The following is a 19,993-nucleotide window of genomic DNA, read 5'->3' as shown; positions in this document are numbered from 1 at the left end:
TATAATCTGTAAAACATAGTTTAATACCTAAAATTAATTTAGAGATACTCTCAATGGTATTCTTATTTCATCTACTTTCAGCAATAGTATTCTTTATCATCGTGAACCAACTTGGCAAAAAATCTATTAAATTTGGTTATTTTCACTTGTCATTTGATTCTAAATATGATGATAAATCACCTTTCTTTAATATATTGTTTAAATCATTTACGCCTGTACTACTAACTTACATTCTGGCATACATATTTAGCTACTTCGATATTGAATCTCTAAATAAAAATATTTATATGGTAGTTATTTATTACTTCGCTCTTAGATTTATTTTTATTTTACTAACAGACAGAGTCAGACTTACTAACTGGTACAAGTTAATCGTTATCACACTGCTGTCTTTGGCTATGACTTATGTTGTTTATACTCAACTCATTATTGATTCAACATACCTTTTACCCACAAAACAAGAAATAGCTACAGCCATGTGGCTAGGTATAGTTGCCTTTATTTACAAAGTTCTAAATGAAGCCCAGTTTTTACGAGAAAATACTGGTCCAAAAATAGAGCCTTATTTAAAGAAAAACTATTTTTATTTCAAAAGGAAATATGGTCACATAATTGACATAGAAGTCAGAAATGAGGTCGAAAGATCTTTGGTATATGCAATATTAATATACGAGAATTTTAACAGAGGTAGACTATTTAGATTTTTTGAAAGAATATTTTTCTTTACAGGAATGATCAAAACTACAGGAATAATGCAAGTTCAGTCTGATGATTACCTATCTGACGCTAAAAGCGTAGAATTAGGCACTCAAAAACTGCTAACTAAGTATAGAGTCGAGCTAGCTGAGAACTGCACAGATAATGAAGAGCATAACCGTTATTCAGCATTAAGAAATACAATTATTGATTATAATCCAGATGAGAACTACTATGAACAAGTAGAAGGTATTAGGGAGAATCTTAACTCTATCTAGTTTTTAAGATGCACCCAGTGCACCAATAAGACTAAAATTAAAGTTCAGACTAACTTATCATAAAATAGTCATTTAGAAGCGCGTTTTAGCCCCGACTGTAGCGGCATCCTGCTGGTTTGGGCGAGTTGTGATGGCTAGGTTTTGGGCTGGCAACGCGAAGCAAGCGACGACCCAAACCGTAGCCAGCGCCGCGCCCAGACTGGAAGATACAAGTGGAAGGCGGGAAATAGCTCACTTACTTATAAAACACCTTATACATTACTCAACTCTTTTAACGCCGATAGTGCCTGCTCCGCCTTATCGTTCGACACAAATATATGGTCATGATAATAGGCAGCGATCACATTGGCACTGATACCTTTTGAGGTTAGTTTGGTTGATACGGCTGCGGTTAGACCGACCGCTTCTAGACTTGAATGCACCGTCAGAGTGATTTGTCGAAACAGACCCTCGTACTGTAAACCTACCTCATCAGCTCTGTCTTTTGTTAATACCAAGGTCAGCCCTTCTGTCTCTACAAACGTCGCGATTGGCGCTGAGTTTGCGTATTCAGCTAGCTCCCCTTTTACAGTACAAAACACAAATAACTCATCAACCAGTGCGGGCTGCATCGAACTCAATAGCTCATTGATATCTATAATTCCTGACATGTTATTCCTCCTTATTCTGCTTAATTTGAGTCTTTGTTAACCGCAATTTTAGCATGGGTGTCATTACTTATATCCGTGAAAACACGATATAAATGCTAACCCCTATTTCTAAAAACCCAAACTCCAAACACAAAAAAGGTGAGCATTACGCTCACCTTTTTATTCTAAAAAACAGCTATCTAAAGTAACTCAAACTAGCCTATCTAAACCAAGCGCGAGCGTTACGGAACATGCGCATCCACGCGCCATCCTCGTCCCACTCTTCTGGTTTCCAGCTATGGTTATACGCTTTTAGATTACGCTCAGGATGTGGCATCATGATAGTGACGCGACCATCGGTGCTACATAAGCCTGTGACACCGCCAAGCGAACCGTTTGGATTTAGCGGATACGTCTCAGTTGGATGACCTTGGCTATCGACATAACGCATGGCGAGCTGACCGTGGTTTGCCATACCGTCGATCTCAGTGTTGTCCAGCGTGGCATAGCCTTCACCATGCGCCACAGCGATTGGCAAGATACTGTCTTGCATACCTTTGAACAGGATAGACTTGGTACGCTCAACTTTTACGTTGACGGTACGCGCTTCAAATCGAGCAGATTTGTTTGCGACGAAACGTGGGAAGTTTTCTGCACCTGGGATAAGGTCTTTTAACTGAGCCATCATCTGACAACCGTTGCAGACGCCTAATGAGAAGGTATCAGGACGGGCAAAGAAGCGGACAAACTGCATGCGTAGCTCGTCATGGAACAAGATAGAGTTCGCCCAGCCAGAACCTGCGCCAAGTACATCACCATAACTAAAGCCACCACAAGCAACCAGACCGTCGAAGTCACGTAGATTGATACGACCACTGAGTAGATCGCTCATGTGTACGTCGACCGCTTCAAAGCCAGCTTGGGTGAAGCCTGCTGCCATTTCCGTCTGCCCGTTGACGCCTTGCTCGCGGAGGATAGCGACTCTTGGTTTGTCTTCGCGGCTGGCTAAATACGGCTCTTCCACCTTTTGATTGAGATCAAAGTTTGGCGCAGCGATTAGACCTTTATGGCTCGCATCAGCGATTAAGTCATACTCTTGCTGTACGCACGCTGGATTATCACGGCGACTTGCGATCTGATAGCTGACCTGGGTCCATGCTTGCTGCAATTCAGCACGACTAAAGCGTAGCGTATCATCGCCCATTAGCGTTGGCGTTTGGATAAGCAGGCTGTCTTCTTCCGAGCTTTGACCCACGAGGCTTAGCATGTCGCTCACGTTGTTTTGCTCTGCCAGTTCCATTAAGGTAGCGACGTTTTCTGGTAATACTTGGATGACCGCGCCCAGCTCTTCACTGAACAGCTGACCGAGTAAATTATCATCGTCCAATGACAGCTTGATACCTTGACGGCTGGTGAACTGCATCTCAGCGATGGTCGCTAGTAGGCCACCGTCACCGATATCGTGATAAGCGCTAATGACGCCTTGCTCATTACCCGCTTGGATAAAGTTAAAGAAGTCGATCAAGTCGCTTGGCTGCGCTAGATCTGGGCAATCGTTACCCAACTGGCTAAGCGTCTGCGCAAGGATTGAACCGCCTAGACGCAATTTACCTTTAGACAAGTCAATACGATAGAACGCGCTGTCGCCATTGATTAGCTCAGGGGTTAGCGTTTTTGCCACATCAACGACAGGAGCAAACGCAGTCACGACCAAGCTCATTGGCGATACGACTGACTTATCTTGGCTTTCGCCATCGTTGTCAGTCCAGTTGGCGCGCATAGATAGCGAGTCTTTACCGACTGGGATAGCGATACCGAGTGCTGGACATAGCTCTTCACCAACGGCATGGACGGCGTCAAACAATGCCGCATCTTCTACGTCATCACCACACGCTGCCATCCAGTTCGCTGACATCGTGATATCAGACAATTGAGCGATACGCGCACCAGCGATGTTAGTAATCGCTTCACCGACTGCCAGACGCGCAGAAGCTTTTGGACTGATAAGCGCAACAGGCGTACGCTCACCGACACTCATGGCTTCACCAGTCATTGGCTGACCATTTAGCGCCACTAAGCCAGAAGCTGTCACCGCGCAATCCGATACAGGCACTTGATAGCGGCCCACATACTGATCACGCACGACCATACCCGTGATAGAACGGTCACCAATGCTGATCAAGAATGATTTGCTCGCGACAGTTGGATGACGCAATACATCGGTAATTGACTCGGCTAGATTAACGTCATCAAGCTCTAATGCTGGCAACGTGCTCTCGGTACGCTCAAAGCTGCGTTGCATTTTTGGTGTACCGCCAAGCAGTACTTGCATCGGCATATCGACTGGTTGCTCGTCCAACAGCACATCATCAACGATTAGCTGACGGATATCCGTCGCCTCGCCCAAGATTGCATATGGGCAGCGCTCACGGGCACAGATGGCATCGAACTGATCTTTGCTCTCTGGGCGAATCGCTAGCACATAACGCTCTTGTGCTTCGTTTGACCAGATAGCCATTGGCGACATGCCAGCTTCTAACGATGGAATCTTACGCAAGTTCAGATGCGCACCCATTTCATGGTCATTGACCAATTCTGGCATTGCATTAGACAGACCACCTGCCCCTACATCATGTAGTGAGACGATTGGGTTGCCGTCTTTACTGTTATTGCTTACATCGACATCATCACCAGCGAGGGCCCAGCAGCGATCAAGGACTTCTTGGCAACGACGCTCCATCTCAGCATTGTCACGCTGAACTGAGGCAAAGTCCAAGCCTTCATCAAGGTCACCACTATCGACCGACGATGCTGCACCGCCGCCCAGACCGATTTGCATCGCAGGGCCACCAAGGACAATTAATAAATCACCTTGCTGAATGGCATTTTTTTCAATGAGGTTGCGTTTAATATTGCCGTAACCACCTGCCAGCATGATTGGCTTATGATAGCCACGCATCTCGCTACCGTCTTTTGCCACTGACGTATCAAGCTGAAAACTACGGAAGTAACCGCATAGATTAGGACGACCAAACTCGTTTGAGAAGTTGGCACTACCTAATGGGGCCTCAAGCATAATCTCAAGGCTGGTTGCCATACGGTCTGGCGTACCATACGCTTGCGTGCTTAATTGACCTGACTGCTCCCATTTCTCGGCAAGCTCTGGAATATGTAGATGCGACACATGAAAACCGGTTAGACCGCCTTTTGGCTTACCGCCACGACCAGTCGCACCTTCGTCACGAATCTCACCACCAGCACCTGTTGCTGCACCAGAATAAGGGGCAATCGCTGTTGGATGATTGTGCGTCTCAACTTTCATCAAGATATCGATGTTTTCTTGATGGAAGTCGTAAGGATGAATTGAGTTGGCATCCATTGCGTCGGTTGGAATAGGATAAAAACGCATGCCATCAGAGCCAGCCATTACCGCAGCGTTGTCTTTATAAGCAGACAAGATACCTTGTGGATTCGACTGGTAAGTATTTTTAATCATTTGAAACAGTGATTTTGGCTGTACTTCGCCATCGACTGTCCACTGGGCGTTAAAAATCTTATGGCGGCAATGCTCTGAGTTTGCCTGCGCAAACATCATCAGCTCAACGTCAGTTGGGTTACGCTTTAGCTCATTGACATAAGCATTCATCAGATAGTCGATATCTTCACTTGATAACGCAAAGCCAAACTCTGTATTGGCTGATTCTAATGCTGCCTGACCTTGTCCGATCACATCAACATGATTCAGTGATGCTGGCGCTTGATCGTCAAACAATTTGCTCACATCGCTCAAGTCATAAACCAAGCTCTGAGTCATACGGTCAAACAACAGCTGCTCGGCGGCAGTCGGTAGCTTATTAGTCGTGCTTGACTCACCTTCGATTGTCAACGTATAAACAACGACACGCTCAACACGATTGATCTCGATTTCACAGTTATTAAAAATATCTGTCGCTTTACTTGCCCATGGCGATATCGTACCAAAACGTGGCCCAACGATGACTTGTAGTTGGTTGTCTTGCGGCGCATTGAGCGTTGTTGACTGGTCAACCGCTAGCAAATCTAGCGCTTTTTTATGTTCATCACCAGATAGCTCTCGTGATAGCACATACACTTGCTGTGTACTTATTTGACTGACATTTAGCTCGGTTTTTTGCTGGAACTGACTGATGAGTTGCTGCGTCTGAAAATCGGTAAGAAACGGTTGTCCGGCGATGGTCATCATAAAGGCATAATCCGTAAGATCAAGGCATCTCTGCCATGCTAAGTAAATGGTCTGGGTATTATAACAAGAAGCCCTGTAATAAGCAGGTCTAAACCAAGATAAATTGCTGATAAGTTGCGTACTATCACCACTTATTATTTGTGAATCAATGAGCTATCAAAGCAAGATTTTTGATTATTTCTAAATTATTTGCCCAGACATAAACGATATAAATTTGTACTGTCACAATTTTTACCTAACCTTTATATACCTTACAAACACTAACATCGCATTACGGTCAAACTATATAAACAAGTCGTGGTCTATCGCTATTCTGTATGCAGATAAGAAAAACAAATACCAATAACACTTCAAATAATTCTAACGTAAATTCTAATGCAATAAGGATAATTTATGAGCAAGCAAGACCAGATCAATAAAATTCAAGAAGTCATCAAAGATGTAAAATTTGCCATGATGAGCACGGTAAATAGTAAAGGTGACCTTCATGCATGGCCAATGACGACCAGCGAAGCCAATATCGGTGGCAAAGAGATTTGGTTCATTGGTGACAAGACATCTGACGTGGTAAAAGATATCCAAGATAATCCAAAAGTAGGTTTATCTTATGCCACTCAGGATGAAAAAGACTATGTATCGGTTAGTGCAAATGCAGAGCTGCCAACTGATAAAGACAAGCTAGATGAACTATGGTCACCTGTCTACAATGCATTCTTTGAGCATGGTAAAGAAGATGAAAACGTACAATTGATTAAAGTAGTACCACATGGTGTCGAGTGTTGGTTAAGCGGTAGCTCAACTGTCAATATGTTTAAGATGGCAACGGCAGCAGTACAAAACGGTAAAACCGCTGAAGATATCGGTGAACAATTTTCAATTACGCTATAGTTTTTAATAGTCTAACCATAAGATTTAGCGACTGAAAACGTTAGTAGGCAGTAGTTTATTGGCGTTTTTCAATAATTATTTTAAATACCGATTCTCCCCTACATTCTAAATAGTAAAGGATAACTATTATGAGCAAACAACAACAAATGGATAAAGTCCAAGCGATGGTAAACGAAATCGAATACACCATGTTGACCACGCGCACTCATGAGGACCATCTACATTCCTGCCCAATGAATACAACTGAGACCAGTATTGGTGCCAAAGAGATTTGGTTTATTGGACACAGCCCTTCTGAGACAGTGAACAACATCAAAAAGAACCCACAAGTAAACTTGGCGTACGTCAGTCAAGATGATAAACAATATCTATCTATCACAGGCAAGGCTGAACTAGTAGAAGATAAAGACAAATTGGATGAGCTATGGTCGATGGCGTATAACGCTTATTTCGAACAAGGCAAAGAAGATCCAAAAGTTCAATTAATCAAAGTCGTTCCCCAAGGTGCTGAATACTGGGCAAACGGTAATGCTATTGCTAGCGCTGTTAAAATGACAGCGGCAGCGGTCACAGACAATGCCATAGAAAAAAGCTTAGGTGATAATTTCTCTATAGAGCTATAATATTTTAGGATTGATGACATCTCGAGTTTATTAATAGCTTGAAAACAAAAATTAAAAAAACGCCAGTGCACTTGCCACTGGCGTTTTTTATGTTTTATGCTCTCTGTTATATATTCTACTTCTTTATTTTAATGCTAACCGCTTTGCTTTAAATAAGGCCAAGCGGCTCTTAGATAAATCATCATTGACCATAAAGTAAGAATCACAGCAGCGACCATTAGCACATAGCCGATGGTTTCAAGCGATTGCCAATTAAGCAATAGTACCGTAATTGCCACCATCTGAAACGTCGTTTTTAGTTTGCCAACGTAGGAGACTGCGACGCTAGTGCTCTTACCCAACTCTGCCATCCATTCGCGTAGTGCCGATACCGCGATTTCACGAGAGATAATGACGATAGCCGCTATCGCCATTATGATATTAGGATGCCACTGTACGAGAACGATCAGTGCGACAGCCACCATTAATTTATCAGCAACAGGATCTAAAAAGCGACCAAAGGCTGACATGACATTTAGTTTACGAGCGAAATACCCATCGAGCCAATCAGTAATCGCGGCAATGATAAAGACACTGGTCAATAATAAATGGCGTAACAAGCTATCGCTAAACTCGCTCATTCCAACGCGCGCAATGACATTGTCTGAAATCGCTGGCATACCAATACCCATAGCTGGCGGCCAATAGGCAATCGCCACAAATAGCGGGATCATTAGGATACGCGCAATCGTAAGGTTGTTGGGCAAGTTAAAAATACTCTTGGTATTTTGCGAACTTGGCGGTTCTTCCTGCGTATGCAAATGCGTGCTGTCAGTCATGGCAAACCCAGTTTAATGTGAACATAATAATGGCAGATAGCTTAGCATTTTTCGGGCAAGGCGTCATGCCATCTCTGCAGTGATTGAGTTATCAAAGGTACTAAAATTGACTAGGTGACCTTCTATGATTTCCTATCGACATAACGTATTGAAATTATTGGAAGCCTTTATCAATGATCTCATCATAAAGCTACGCTACTTACTCTAAATATCGGTACTTCATACAGTTCTTGGCATCTTTTAGATTTTTACAACGTAATATACTGTAACCAAAACCGCCAGACAGCATTAAACTGCGCTATCATAGCAACTGTACCAGAACACTTGTACACTTAAATCAGTAAATATAAATGGCCAGATATCTCTGTCTATTGTATTGATAATTACTACCCTTATAAATAACAGTAGAGAGCACCAATAATTACAACAACTCTTGACCACGGTCTGTGTAGCTCATACATAATCCGTTTTCCTCAGCCCACAGCACCTCCTCTGTGGGCCTTTTTTTGCTTACGTTTTGCTAAATATCAAGTTTTCTCACTGCTTAAATATTGCCTCAACGGTATGCTGCGCCATTCGATAGCAGCTTTCAATATTACCTTTAGCACACCAGTCGCCACTGACAATCCACTGATTAGTTTCATCTATCAAGATGCCTAACTCTTCTGTGTCCCTATCTACGATAGTGGCTGCATAGCGCCAACGATGACAATCTGTCTGAATAGGTGTACTACCTTCGCCCCAGTTTAATGCTTGTTTTGCCGACTGTAATAACTGCTCTTTAACTGACTCCATATTTTCATCAACGTGCGCTTCTGACCAGTCATTACGTGCATGAATAGTGACACTTGGTAGTAACTCATCATGGGCAGGTTTTTGATGCTCAATAAATATCCTATCAAGAATAGCGCTATTTACATAAGCGACATCCCATTGCGGCACTAGTTGGCCCTTTAATGTCTCAGGTAGCTTTTGCACATCATTCCAACCAAGCATCAGCGTATAGCAGGCTTGCATGTTTGGCTTAACAATTTTAGCTTGTTTAGCAAAATTGCTATCTGCCATCAACTCTACTGCCTGACCATTTGGCGCTGTGCAAATTACCCAATCAAACCAACCCAGACTGGCTCCAGTTTCGTCGAACAGCTCCGTTTGCTTATTGTTTTGATTATGAATTTGGTTTTGGGTTTTGTGCTGAGAATGCTGCGGGTTCTGATGGTGTAAATATTGAGCAAGCGGTGCGACACGTGTCTTAAATACTATGGTCGTGTGCTGGAGTGCAGCCGCAAGTTCACGGCCCCAACTGGTCATTTTTGGTGTGCTGATATAGCGTGCATGCACCGCGTCCCATTGTTTCTTGCTTCGGATATTAGGTGATTGGCCACTGTCACCTGCTGGCGTTAGCTCGACTACTTCGGCACACCATGGGTGTAGTAATCCGCTATCCAACCAAGGCGCGATAAATTGTCGGAAATCATCAGTCTTCGCAGTAAAGAACTGTGCACCAAACGACCACTGCCAGTTTTTGCCAGTCTTATTATCACTACGGTAGCGAGTTGCTAAACGGCCCACGCTACGTGATTTTTCGAATATTGTAATTTGCGGCGGATTGGATGGCGTGCTTGTTTGATTTGACGCGCGCTCTAATAGTGTTGCTGTGAGCAGTCCGGTTAGACCACCACCGATGATGGCAACTTTTGGAGCAGCTATTTCATTTGAGTACAAAGCAGGATCAGTCATGATGACAGTAGACCTTATAACGTATTTATGAGCTTTTACCCTATTGATTGATGGGCTCCTCCCATATATGCCGAGTAGCTCATCAATTAATAGGGTAGCGATTTTGTCTTGTTAACATTATTGAACCTTCAAAGTAAGCCAATATCAATATCATCTACGTAAAAAAGCCATGCTATTCTCGATAACATGGCTTTTATTCGACTTTGATGTGCAAATACTAATGACTAGTACTGAATCATTATTTTTAATAGCACAGATTTTTTGTTAGGCTGATCTACTCTCCTCGGCCTGCTTTTACCTCGTCGACCAAGTCATTGATCACTGAGCTATCGGCTAGCGTAGACAGGTCGCCTAGTCCTACATATTGCCCTGATGCAAGGTTACGCAAGATACGGCGCATAATTTTCCCTGAGCGCGTTTTTGGTAATGCATCAACCATATAAATGGCATCTAATGTAGCAATAGGTCCAATCTCAGCACGCACATGACGTTTCAATTCTGCTTTTAGATCGTCGGTCTTTTCTTCGCCCGATTTTAGGATAATGAATGCACAGATACCTGTACCGCGTATCTCATGCGGCATCCCAACGATGGCCGCTTCGGCAGTAGATGGGTGCGCAACCACTGCACTTTCGATCTCTGCTGTACCCAAACGGTGGCCAGAGACATTAAGCACATCATCGACACGGCCAGTAATCCAATAGTGACCATCTTCATCACGTTGAGCGCCATCCCCTGTAAAATAACGACCAGGATAATCGCTAAAATAAGTCTTTAAAAATCGTGGATGGTCATTGTAGATAGTACGCATTTGCCCCGGCCAACCACTACTGATTACTAAGTTGCCTTCTGCAGGGCCTTCTAAAGTCGCACCTTCGCTATCGACGACTTCTGGTTTGACGCCATATAGCGGTGTCATTGCTGCGCCTGGCTTGAGGTCAACTGCGCCTGGTATTGGCGCCATTAAGATACCACCTGTCTCGGTCTGCCACCATGTATCAACGATAGGACATTTACCATCACCGACGACATTGTAGTACCAATCCCATGCTTCTGGATTGATTGGCTCACCAACCGACCCAAGTAAGCGTAGACTTGAACGGTCCGACTCCCGAACAAAAGCATCGCCCTCTTTCATCATTGCGCGAATGGCTGTTGGTGCAGTGTATAAGATAGTCACATCATGCTTATCAATAATATGACCGATACGCGCCCATGTTGGATACTCTGGTACCCCTTCAAACATGACAGTTGTCGTACCATTAGCTAGTGGTGCATAGGTTGAGTACGTGTGACCGGTAATCCAGCCCACATCTGCCGTACACCAATAGACATCGTCTTCTTTGATATCGAAAACGTCACGGAAAGTTGAAACAGCATAGGTGATATAGCCGCCTGTAGTATGCACGACACCTTTTGGCTTGCCAGTCGAACCAGAAGTATATAATAAAAATAATGGATCTTCGGCATTCATGACTTCAGGCTCACAGACATCTGATTGACCATCGACCAAATTGTGATACCACACATCACGGCGACCGCTCATCGGTATAGAGTTACCTGTACGATGCACAACGATGACCTTTTCAACACTCTCAGTACCATCCATATCGAGTGCATGATCGACATTGGCTTTTAGCGGTGTGTGCTTGCCGCCGCGTAAACCTTCATCAGCGGTAATGACAACTTTTGAGCGACTGTCTATCAAGCGATTACCTAGACTCTCAGCAGAGAATCCACCAAAAACCACTGAATGCACGGCACCAATACGCGCACATGCCAGCATCGATACCATGGCTTCTGGTATCATTGGCATATATAACGTGACGCGGTCACCTTTTCCGACCCCAAGCTTGCGCAATGAGTTACCTAAGCGGCAGACGGCTTCATGCAATTCTTTAAAAGAGATGATTTTGTGCAATGAAGGATGATCACCTTCCCAGATGATAGCGGGCTTGTACGGGTTTTCTTCGAGGTGACGGTCGAGACAGTTAACTGAAATATTCAGCTCGCCATCTTCAAACCATTTGATGCGAAAATCATCTAAATCATAATTGACGTTACTGACTTTGGTCGGTTTTTTTATCCAGTCAATTAGTTCAGATCGCTTCGCCCAAAAAGCATCAATGGCTTCGGTTGACTCGATAGATTGCCGGTAGTCTGTAAGGTACTTATCAGGTGTGGTATTGGCAGCAGCCATAAACTCGGCTGAGATAGGAAATGATTTCTGAGTCATAGTGTTGGGTCCCTTTTAATTATTATGACCTACACGGATAAACGTCTACGACGCGCCCCATGTAAGCGATAAGAGTCATCTTCCATAATCTGTGACACTCATTGTTAGTTTGACAAATAAGCGGGACGGTTGCAAGACATCAAAACCCAAACATAACAATTTCACTGTACATCTGTATGTTTAGATAATTATATTTAAACGTACGTCGCTGTTTATATAGCCAGCTATGATAACGATAGTACTGAAATGGCAAATGATTGCGATCACACTGTAACAGCGTATGAATTATGACATTTAATCCTTGTAACCTTGGATGGAATATGGACAATAACTACACTCAAGATGCCGCTTCATTATTTAATAACAGTAATCCGTGTGTTTTGATGAGAACTAGCGCTCGGCTAGGTTAACCTTTTTTCACCCATCGTTTGACGAGACCGCAATGACGAATCAAAGCAAGGCACAACATCATACTCACTACGATGTCATCATTATCGGCGCAGGCGCTTCAGGATTGTACTGTGCACTGACGGCTGGTCGCCGCGGTCGCCGCGTATTAGTGTTGGATCATGCCAATAAAGCTGGCAAAAAGATTTTGATGTCGGGTGGAGGTCGCTGTAATTTCACCAATTACTTTGTAGAGCCTGAGCATTTTATCGGTGCTAATCCTCATTTCTGCAAATCAGCGCTGAGTCGCTACCCGAGTTGGGAGTTTATCGGTATGGTAGAGTCGCATAAGATTGCCTACCATGAACGCGAACATGGTCAGCTGTTCTGTGACGACTCCGCACAAGATATCCTGTCTATGCTGTTAGATGAATGCGCGGCCGTAGGCGTACAAGTAAAGCTTAATGCTCAGATTGATCATGTCAAAACTGCTGCCCATGATAATGGCAAACGCTTTTATCTAACGACGAGCAAAAAGCTTGGTAAAAAAGACATCGCGAACGGCACTCAGTCCGCGCAGACACGCTATAGCTGTGAGTCTTTGGTGGTCGCTACTGGTGGCCTGTCTATCCCGACCATGGGGGCAAGTGGTATCGGCTATGAGTTGGCGCAGCAGTTTGGGCATACGCTTGTGCCTACTGATGCCAGTCTTGTGCCGTTTACCTTCACTGACAAAACAGGCGAGCTTATCCGTGCCTTGGCTGGTATCAGTCTGCCAGTTATTGCCAGTAATGAGCGTATCTCTTTTAAATTGCCCGTCTTATTTACCCATCGTGGTCTCTCTGGACCTGCCATGCTACAGCTCTCCAACTACTGGCAGACTGGCGAAACCATCAGTATCAATCTGTTGCCTGAGAGTGACGTTACTGAGCTTTTACTAACTCGCAAAAAATCACATCCACGCCAACTGATTCGTACCGTATTGGCAGAAAACACGGACAATGCGCTACCCAAGAAACTATTGGCAGCGTTACAGACGCATATGTGGGAAGACATCAAAGATACAGAACTTGCCAATATCAAAGACGAGCGACTCACAGAACTTGGTGCTACGCTCAATGGCTGGCAGCTCAAGCCCTCTGGTACAGAAGGCTACCGTACCGCTGAGGTCACACGCGGCGGCGTCACAACCGACGAGGTATCTTCCAAAACGATGCAAAGCAACTTGCAAGATGGCTTGTACTTTATCGGTGAGGTACTCGATGTAACTGGTTGGCTTGGCGGCTATAATTTTCAATGGGCGTGGGCAAGCGGTTTTGTCAGTGGTGAAGTCGTCTAATAACTTCAATGGCCTCGATATTTATAGCGATAACAGTAGCTTAAATAGTTATCAGCATTTAAATAATTGACCAGTATTCAAATAGTTGCTGGCAGTATGACTGATGACAACTGAGTGACCTTAGATAGTCGTTTTAGAAATCGATGAGAATAAACACAACATAAGTCTATTTTCATAGTAGAATTGATGTAAGGCATTCATCCCATTGATAGTAATGCCACTTAGATTTATGAGGTAATCCATGCGACCAATCAAACATATTCATGGTGATAAAAAGCCGCATTGGGTAGGTGACGGTTTTTTTGTAAAAACCCTAATCAATCATCTTGAGGATAATCCTGACTTTAACTATAGCCACACTGATCCCTTTTTATTATTTGACTATGGTAAGCCCACGATATTTTCACCCAATCCTGATTATAAAGTGCATCCGCACGGCATCGGACTGCATCCACATAAAGGCTTTGAGACTGTCACCATCGCCTATTCAGGTGAGATTAGCCATGCAGACTCGACAGGTGGACGCAGTGATATATTAGAAGGTGATGTACAGTGGATGACGGCTGGTCGCGGTATTCTACACGAAGAGTTTCACTCTGAAGCCTTTGGGCAGCGCGGCGGTGTCTTTAGTATGGTGCAATTATGGGTCAACCTACCAAGCGCTCATAAGCTAACCGACCCCAAATATCAATCTATTAAACGTGCTGATATGCCTATCGTCGATTTGATAGATAATAGCGACGCTGGCTATCAAAACATTGCTCATCAAGGCACTGCTTATCAAAACGCTGATTATCAAGACACTGACTGTCAAAATAGTGATGAGCAAACGGTCATCGGTCACGCTGCCATTATTGCCGGTGACTGGCATGATATATCTGGAGCGGCAACGACTTTTACGCCAGTCAACATGTGGGATATCGAGCTGCATACAGCAGGCACAACCACGCTACAAGTGCCGAAAACGCACAACACTCTGCTGTTAGTACAAGAAGGTCAAGTATTGGTCAACGGTACAGCTGCCAATGCAGGGAGTTTGATAGAGTTTTCAGCACCTACGCTAGCTCATGTAGACACTCAAACTGAACATCCATCATTACCTGCTACCGATACTATCGAATTGACCTACCCTGCACCTACCGATGAAGACACACCTATCAAATTACTACTACTAAGCGGTGAGCCAATCGGCGAACCAGTCGCAGGTCACGGACCCTTTGTTATGAATACTCAAGAAGAACTACGTCAAACCTTCCGAGACTATCAAATAGGCAATTTCGGTAAATAATTAAAATTTATGTATAAAAAAGCCGCTCAACTATTACTAGTTAAGCGGCCTTTTTATGTTGCGTTGTTTAGCTAAAAACTAACTATTACGCTTGGTCTAAAAATGGATAGTCGGTATAACCTTCAGCACCGCCACCATAGAAAGACTCTGGATGCTGCTCATTGAGCGGTGCGCCTTGTTGGATACGCTCAGGCAAATCAGGATTGGCGATATAGTCACGACCAAAAGCGACAGCATCGATATAGCCCGCTTTTACGTTTTGCTCTGCTTTTTCGGCAGTATAGCCGCCAGCTGCGATAATTAATTGATCAAAAGCAGCACGTACGCGCTTACGGAAGTCGTCGCTATAAGGCGTGCCGCCTGCCCAATCTGGCTCTGACAGATGCAGATACATGATTCCGCGTTTGTTGATCTGCTCAATCATCCAAATGTTTTCGTCTTCGTTATAACCAGCTTCTACGTTATTGAACGTACCAAGTGGTGAGATACGAATACCGACATGATCTGCATCCCAAGCGTCTACGCACGCATCGATAACATCAAGCGTCAAACGTGCACGGTTTTCGCGACTACCGCCGTATTCGTCATCACGCTGGTTAGTTTGCTCAACCCAAAATTGATGCAATAGGTAACCGTGAGCACCATGGATCTCTACGCCATCAAAACCTGCTTCTTTAGCATTCTTAGTTGCCTGACTAAAGTCAGCGATAACTTGTTTGATTTCTTCAAGCGTAGCTGGACGTGGCGGCGTTGCATCTACACGAATAGCTTGGTTGTCGCTGTCACGTAGTGAGGTACGCACACCAACATCAACATTAGAAGCAGAAATCGGCGCTTTACCATCTGGCTGTACACTCTCGTGAGAGACTAGGCCAGTGTGCCATAGTTGTACGACGATTTTGCCACCTTTAGCATGTACATTGTCTACGATGGTTTTCCATGCAGTGATTTGGTCTTTGGTATGAACGCCTGGCGCACCAGCATAGCCTTTCGCTTGGAAAGACACTTGCGTCGCCTCAGTGATTACCAAGCCAGAGCTTGCGCGCTGTGAGTAATATTCGCTTGCAAGTGCTGTTGGTACATCGCTTGGTTCAACCGAACGCAGACGCGTCAATGGTGCCATAATGATGCGGTTTTTTAGGGTTTGGGTACCCATCTTGACGGTTTCAAATAAATTATCGTGTGCCATAAAAAGCCCTGTTTATTGTTTTAAACCTTACTATCAGGTTTACTATTATTGGTAATAAATAGCACTTATATTAGTAGGCAGCACTTAGCTATCGTTCTATAATTTGCGAAGTACGCTACTCATAAGCCTAGTTCTTTATAAGGGGCAAATCTGACTATTCCAAATAATATTTACAAACAGAAACACTAATATTTAGATATTCGAATCTTTGTGATTCAAGGCTACGAAGACAGTTTACCGTAACTTAAACGCTCGTCGCCCGAGTGGATTTTTTTGGCTGTAGCATTTTTTTAATAGACAACTCTAATGACAAATACGTGCCAAACAATATCACCATTGAGCCGATGATGGCCTGAATATTTAGAGCTTCACCAAGGAGTAGATAGCCTAAAATAATAGCAAAAATCGGAATGACTAAAGTAATACTGGTGGCGCGCGTCGGCCCAATATTTTTAATCAGCTGGTTCATAAAGATAAGGGCAATGGCTGTCGAAAACACACCGATACAGATCACGGATACCCACGCCTTTATGCTGATATCTTTACCATAAGGAAACTCATTAAACGCCACAGGTAGCATAATGATACTACCGATAATGAGCGATCCTGCCGTGATGGCGACTGGCGATACCTCATAAAGATAATTTTTGGTGATGTTAGCCCCAAGCGCATAACCCACGCAGGCCAACAATGCATAGCCCATTGGCAGCAACCCTTCGACCAATCCTTTGCCTGGTTCACCGCCACCAAACAAGCTTTCGCTCATCAATATAACTACCCCAATCACCCCAATGACCAAACCGAGTGCTTGTTTTTTCGATAGCCTATCCTTGAAGAAAACTCTGGCGATAAAACCGCTCATCATCGGTACAGAGGCATTTAGTACGGCTAGCACGCCTGCGTTCACTGACTGCGCGGAAAACGAAAACAACACAAAAGGTAGTGCTGCTGAAAACAGTCCCACAAGCGCTAACATTTTCCAATGTTCTTTGATGCCAACTCTGTTTTTCTTATTGAGTAAGACAAACACCAACATGACCAAGCCGGCGAATATCACACGCAAACTGGCAAATGCTAATGAGCCAAACTCAGGCACGCCAATACGATAAAAGACGAAAGAGAGTGACCACATAAAAGAGAGCGTCACAAAGATGATGAGGTCACGGTTGGTCATTGGGTAATCCTATTAAGCACTTAGACTGCAGTTGCCAACTCGTGTCGGTCATGAGCGTCTGATACGTTGTAAAAATTATCATATGATTAAAAACTCATGATGATAACTTTTTAATGGTTTGATGGGTAATTTTTTATAGAATTTAGATTGAATTTTTACTCATCCGTTGAGTTTTTTCGGAATAATATGAACCTTTCTATCTTTTCTATAATCTATAAAATTGGACCAATTGCTGTTCTTGAGCACCATATAGCAAGCGGCGCTTATCCTATACCTCTTGTACTTTAGCCTATTCCAGTGCCTTTCTATGCACATACTAAAGAACTCCAAAGTCATCCTTGAGTAAGTCATCAGATTAATATCTATAAAAACAGATTCACCGTCATGTTAAATTCTCCTAATAGCACTACTCTACAACAGCTGCTCTTAATAATACTGATATTAAGGTAGCCTTTATAAATCAATCCAAGTTTTACTTAAAATATATTAGTTGATATTTGTTTACTATTTTTCTACTATCTAAAAGGTATTGGTTAGTATTTGGCAATACAAAAAATAGATGGCAAACATCATTAGTAGGATTCAACAATTATTGAGGAATAATTATGAAAAGGACAGCGTTATTTATCGGTATGATCTCAGTTGCAACGGCAGGTTTTTGCGGGGTTGGTCAGTTCTCAGATGAAACCACCTGCTATATTTATAAACAAGATAAACTGCAAAAAAAGCTCAACTGTCAGTATGAGGGCGCTGAGGGTGCAGCGATGAGTTATAGTTTTAGGCAGGTCTCCTATGACCTGCCAGGATTTGGCAAAATGGCAACTTCTACCAGTGCAAACTATAATGACCGTAATGAAGTGACTGGATGGACGACCACCGTCAATGACGAGCCTGCGATCATCAGACATCGTCTGCCAACCAATCAGCGTATTGTCAGTGATGCCTATGCGCAGTCTGGTAAAGCAGTTATGCAGTGTTATCTTAGTAAAAAATCGCATTGGGAAATCTGTGCTGAATAGAACAGCGTACTCTGGCAATTTATCGTGTAATAGAGCTGAGCGTATTGCTTGGCTTTTTAGTGCTGCTCGCTAAAATCTAGGACGTCGACTATATTGATCTGAGTGTTAGTCTTTATGGGGTGCTATCAAACACTTTATTAATACACTCAAATTCTTCTAAGCCTAAAACCACCTTCCTTATCACACAGCCATTGAATTACAACCTTGCATCGGTAAGAATGGTATCCATCTATAGAACCTATTCACCAACCCAGTTTATTAAAGAGTCAAATACATGAAACTGCGCATTCTAAAATCTGCTGTGACTAACCCTTGGTTTAACCTTGCCACCGAGGATTGGATATTTAACACACTCAACCCCGACTCGCATACTTTATTTTTATGGCGTAACTCTGAGACCGTGGTTATTGGACGCTCGCAAAATCCATGGGTAGAGTGCAAAACCGATAAAATGGAAGCAGACGATGTATTTTTGGCACGGCGCCAGAGTGGCGGTGGTGCAGTGTTCCATGATTTGGGTAATACCAACTTTACCTTTTTATCTCCTAAAGACGATTACGACCAAGAAGCAAACTTCACTATCATTATCAATGCGCTTAAGAAATTAGGCATCAACGCCACGCTATCTGGACGTAACGATATGCAGGTCGGTGACCGCAAAATATCAGGCAGTGCCTTTAAGCACGCAGCCGATCGCAGCTTTCATCATGGCACATTACTGGTCAATGCCAACATGCAAAAGCTTGGCGACTACCTAAACCCGCATCCATTAAAACTTAAAGCCAAAGGCATCAAATCTGTACGCGCACGCGTCACAAACTTGGTAGATTTTAATGAGACTATCAATCATCAAATCTTGTCTGATGCAATTATCGAGGCATTTTGTGAGTATCATGGCGAGACTGCACAGGTCGAGCAATTAGATGAAGCCAGCCTTGCTAAGCAGCCGACACTAAATACCTACTATCAGCAAATGGCAGATTGGGATTGGCGCTTTGGTAAAACGCCTGAATTCACTCATCATATCGAGACGCGCTTTGATTGGGGCATAATGGATGTACACATGGATGTGAAGCAAGCCATAATTCGCGAAGTTGTGATTTTCTCCGACGCGTTAAATATTGAGCTCATCGACCTGCTCAAAGATACACTGACTGGTGTTAAATATAGTAAGCCTGAGATTACAAACAAACTCGATGAACTGGCTAACTCACAACCTGCATTAGCAGCGCAAATTAGTAATTTTGAAAAATGGTTAATTAGTGAGATGGAAGGTTAGGTTTTGCGACGTCAGATTTAATCTAGCAAGTATTGCAAGGTATGCCGCTTACACTGCTTGATAAAAACTTACTAATACAAATGCGCTTTATATAGTTAATGGTATTGACACCATACATACGCTATTTAAGATTTTATATATTAATGATGCATAACAAGCACCCTGCCATTACTCCATTTTTTACGATT

Annotated in this window: 15 protein-coding genes; 7 read left to right on the top strand and 8 right to left on the bottom strand. The window is 43.5% G+C overall.

Going from position 1 to position 19,993, the window contains the following annotated elements; all coding sequences use genetic code 11:
* The first annotated feature begins 101 nt into the window (after positions 1 to 101).
* Positions 102 to 974 (top strand): hypothetical protein, encoded by an 873-nt coding sequence (locus ACT3QQ_RS11885; RefSeq protein ID WP_444528185.1) that lies wholly within the window; start codon positions 102 to 104, stop codon positions 972 to 974.
* A gap of 85 nt (positions 975 to 1,059) precedes the next feature.
* Here the strand turns inward: ACT3QQ_RS11885 and ACT3QQ_RS11880 are convergent, their stop codons facing one another.
* From ACT3QQ_RS11880 to purL, 3 genes are all read right to left on the bottom strand, one after another.
* Positions 1,060 to 1,209, bottom strand: a complete 150-nt coding sequence (locus ACT3QQ_RS11880) for a hypothetical protein (RefSeq protein WP_444528184.1) — start codon at positions 1,207 to 1,209, stop codon at positions 1,060 to 1,062.
* Between the two features lie 16 nt (positions 1,210 to 1,225).
* A complete protein-coding gene (locus ACT3QQ_RS11875) occupies positions 1,226 to 1,624 on the bottom strand; it encodes an ACT domain-containing protein (protein ID WP_444528183.1) in 399 nt (132 codons plus the stop codon).
* A gap of 199 nt (positions 1,625 to 1,823) precedes the next feature.
* A complete protein-coding gene (gene purL, locus ACT3QQ_RS11870) occupies positions 1,824 to 5,825 on the bottom strand; it encodes a phosphoribosylformylglycinamidine synthase (protein WP_444528182.1) in 4,002 nt (1,333 codons plus the stop codon).
* Positions 5,826 to 6,218: 393 nt separating this feature from the next.
* Here purL and ACT3QQ_RS11865 point away from each other — a divergent pair, with 393 nt between their 5' ends.
* The gene (locus ACT3QQ_RS11865) at positions 6,219 to 6,713 is read left to right on the top strand and encodes a pyridoxamine 5'-phosphate oxidase family protein (protein WP_444528181.1); all 495 of its coding nucleotides are present in this window, start codon (positions 6,219 to 6,221) and stop codon (positions 6,711 to 6,713) included.
* A 128-nt stretch (positions 6,714 to 6,841) separates the two neighbouring features.
* Positions 6,842 to 7,336, top strand: a complete 495-nt coding sequence (locus tag ACT3QQ_RS11860) for a pyridoxamine 5'-phosphate oxidase family protein (RefSeq protein ID WP_444528180.1) — start codon at positions 6,842 to 6,844, stop codon at positions 7,334 to 7,336.
* A gap of 134 nt (positions 7,337 to 7,470) precedes the next feature.
* Here the strand turns inward: ACT3QQ_RS11860 and pgsA are convergent, their stop codons facing one another.
* The 3 genes from pgsA to acs all read right to left on the bottom strand — a co-directional run bounded on the left by pgsA (position 7,471) and on the right by acs (position 12,130).
* The gene (gene pgsA, locus ACT3QQ_RS11855; RefSeq protein ID WP_444521132.1) at positions 7,471 to 8,154 is read right to left on the bottom strand and encodes a CDP-diacylglycerol--glycerol-3-phosphate 3-phosphatidyltransferase; all 684 of its coding nucleotides are present in this window, start codon (positions 8,152 to 8,154) and stop codon (positions 7,471 to 7,473) included.
* 537 nt (positions 8,155 to 8,691) lie between these two features.
* Positions 8,692 to 9,894, bottom strand: coding sequence for an NAD(P)/FAD-dependent oxidoreductase (locus ACT3QQ_RS11850; protein ID WP_444528179.1), 1,203 nt, complete (start codon positions 9,892 to 9,894; stop codon positions 8,692 to 8,694).
* Positions 9,895 to 10,168: 274 nt separating this feature from the next.
* Positions 10,169 to 12,130, bottom strand: a complete 1,962-nt coding sequence (gene acs / locus ACT3QQ_RS11845; RefSeq protein WP_444528178.1) for an acetate--CoA ligase — start codon at positions 12,128 to 12,130, stop codon at positions 10,169 to 10,171.
* 442 nt (positions 12,131 to 12,572) lie between these two features.
* Between acs and ACT3QQ_RS11840 the strand changes: the two genes are divergently transcribed.
* Both ACT3QQ_RS11840 and ACT3QQ_RS11835 read left to right on the top strand, forming a co-directional pair.
* On the top strand, positions 12,573 to 13,856 hold the full coding sequence (locus ACT3QQ_RS11840; protein WP_444528177.1) for an NAD(P)/FAD-dependent oxidoreductase: 1,284 nt from the start codon (positions 12,573 to 12,575) through the stop codon (positions 13,854 to 13,856).
* Between the two features lie 241 nt (positions 13,857 to 14,097).
* A complete protein-coding gene (locus ACT3QQ_RS11835) occupies positions 14,098 to 15,144 on the top strand; it encodes a pirin family protein (protein WP_444528176.1) in 1,047 nt (348 codons plus the stop codon).
* A gap of 85 nt (positions 15,145 to 15,229) precedes the next feature.
* On the opposite strand, the gene ACT3QQ_RS11830 is transcribed toward ACT3QQ_RS11835, so the two are convergent.
* Both ACT3QQ_RS11830 and ACT3QQ_RS11825 read right to left on the bottom strand, forming a co-directional pair.
* Positions 15,230 to 16,333: an alkene reductase gene (locus tag ACT3QQ_RS11830; protein WP_444522610.1), complete on the bottom strand. Its 1,104-nt coding sequence runs from the start codon at positions 16,331 to 16,333 to the stop codon at positions 15,230 to 15,232.
* 244 nt (positions 16,334 to 16,577) lie between these two features.
* Positions 16,578 to 17,507: a DMT family transporter gene (locus ACT3QQ_RS11825; RefSeq protein WP_444528175.1), complete on the bottom strand. Its 930-nt coding sequence runs from the start codon at positions 17,505 to 17,507 to the stop codon at positions 16,578 to 16,580.
* A gap of 605 nt (positions 17,508 to 18,112) precedes the next feature.
* Between ACT3QQ_RS11825 and ACT3QQ_RS11820 the strand changes: the two genes are divergently transcribed.
* Both ACT3QQ_RS11820 and ACT3QQ_RS11815 read left to right on the top strand, forming a co-directional pair.
* Positions 18,113 to 18,526 carry a hypothetical protein gene (locus tag ACT3QQ_RS11820; RefSeq protein ID WP_444528174.1) on the top strand — a complete coding sequence of 138 codons (414 nt, stop codon included), beginning with the start codon at positions 18,113 to 18,115 and terminating at the stop codon, positions 18,524 to 18,526.
* Positions 18,527 to 18,800: 274 nt separating this feature from the next.
* Positions 18,801 to 19,805, top strand: coding sequence for a lipoate--protein ligase (locus ACT3QQ_RS11815; protein ID WP_444528173.1), 1,005 nt, complete (start codon positions 18,801 to 18,803; stop codon positions 19,803 to 19,805).
* The last annotated feature ends 188 nt before the right edge of the window (positions 19,806 to 19,993 follow it).

The organism is Psychrobacter sp. AOP7-A1-24 (assembly GCF_052376235.1).
Lineage (GTDB): Bacteria > Pseudomonadota > Gammaproteobacteria > Pseudomonadales > Moraxellaceae > Psychrobacter.
This window is presented reverse-complemented; position numbering and strand designations above follow the sequence as displayed.

Coding starts and splice junctions, on each gene's coding strand:
- ACT3QQ_RS11820 (WP_444528174.1), top strand. CDS start 18,113: ATGAAAAGGACAGCGTTATTTATCGGTATGATCTCAGTTGCAACGGCA.
- ACT3QQ_RS11830 (WP_444522610.1), bottom strand. CDS start 16,333: ATGGCACACGATAATTTATTTGAAACCGTCAAGATGGGTACCCAAACC.
- ACT3QQ_RS11825 (WP_444528175.1), bottom strand. CDS start 17,507: ATGACCAACCGTGACCTCATCATCTTTGTGACGCTCTCTTTTATGTGG.
- purL (WP_444528182.1), bottom strand. CDS start 5,825: ATGATGACCATCGCCGGACAACCGTTTCTTACCGATTTTCAGACGCAG.
- ACT3QQ_RS11815 (WP_444528173.1), top strand. CDS start 18,801: ATGAAACTGCGCATTCTAAAATCTGCTGTGACTAACCCTTGGTTTAAC.
- ACT3QQ_RS11860 (WP_444528180.1), top strand. CDS start 6,842: ATGAGCAAACAACAACAAATGGATAAAGTCCAAGCGATGGTAAACGAA.
- pgsA (WP_444521132.1), bottom strand. CDS start 8,154: ATGACTGACAGCACGCATTTGCATACGCAGGAAGAACCGCCAAGTTCG.
- ACT3QQ_RS11840 (WP_444528177.1), top strand. CDS start 12,573: ATGACGAATCAAAGCAAGGCACAACATCATACTCACTACGATGTCATC.
- ACT3QQ_RS11835 (WP_444528176.1), top strand. CDS start 14,098: ATGCGACCAATCAAACATATTCATGGTGATAAAAAGCCGCATTGGGTA.
- ACT3QQ_RS11850 (WP_444528179.1), bottom strand. CDS start 9,894: ATGACTGATCCTGCTTTGTACTCAAATGAAATAGCTGCTCCAAAAGTT.
- ACT3QQ_RS11875 (WP_444528183.1), bottom strand. CDS start 1,624: ATGTCAGGAATTATAGATATCAATGAGCTATTGAGTTCGATGCAGCCC.
- acs (WP_444528178.1), bottom strand. CDS start 12,130: ATGACTCAGAAATCATTTCCTATCTCAGCCGAGTTTATGGCTGCTGCC.
- ACT3QQ_RS11865 (WP_444528181.1), top strand. CDS start 6,219: ATGAGCAAGCAAGACCAGATCAATAAAATTCAAGAAGTCATCAAAGAT.